This window comes from Cupriavidus sp. 8B (assembly GCF_054589115.1).
In genome coordinates this window covers 1-686 of sequence record NZ_BAAILO010000285.1, presented here as the reverse complement: position 1 = coordinate 686, position 686 = coordinate 1, and the positions used below count along the sequence as shown (strand labels likewise).

General features: G+C 58.9%; 1 protein-coding gene. It reads left to right on the top strand.

Translation table 11 applies throughout. From position 1 onward, the window contains the following. Positions 1-238: H-NS histone family protein (locus tag ACYP5B_RS27880; protein ID WP_459571850.1), on the top strand; the 238-nt coding region annotated here is incomplete at its 5' end. Between the last annotated feature and the right edge of the window lie 448 nt (positions 239-686).

The following is a 686-nucleotide window of genomic DNA, read 5'->3' as shown; positions in this document are numbered from 1 at the left end:
TATCGAACAGATTCGAGCCCTAATGGCACAGCACGAGTTGACTGCCGACGACATCGCTCCAAAGCGTCGCCGTGGCCGTCCCGCAGCAGACGCGGTGGCTAAGGCGCCGGCAAAACCCAAGACATCCCTGCCGCCAAAGTATCAAGACCCCAAGACGGGTGCAACTTGGACTGGCCGTGGCCGTGCACCGGCTTGGCTCGGTAAGAATCGCGACAAGTTCTTGATTCAGGAAGCGTGATCGCAGGGCGGCCCAACGACCGTCGTTTTGCCGCGGTTATTGGCAGATAGCCGCGCCGCTTGAACCCCGAGCTTCGGTTGGGGGCAAGCGGCGCAGCTTTTCCTCTGGAAGGCTGAAGCTACGTCCTCCAATTAGACCTGCGTACCCAATTCTCGACTAAGGCTGGCGCCCGGCATGAGCAGGTGATGTTTAATGGGGCCGCTTCCGCGAGCACGAGCGTGTGCTGGATCCCGGAAACGTACACTTAGCTTCCGCGCATGCGGCCATCGAGTCTGTGCGGCAGACGCAGTCCTTGGGAGGTTTTTAGTTTCATGACCATGAAACTACGCTGTTTGCCATCTTGCGATCAATGGCCTCGAAGAGGGGCATCGATACCAAGGAGTCCGGGGAGCCAATTATCCTGAGCGGGAGCATAAATGCGGCGTCAAGATGGCGCCGTCTCCTAATG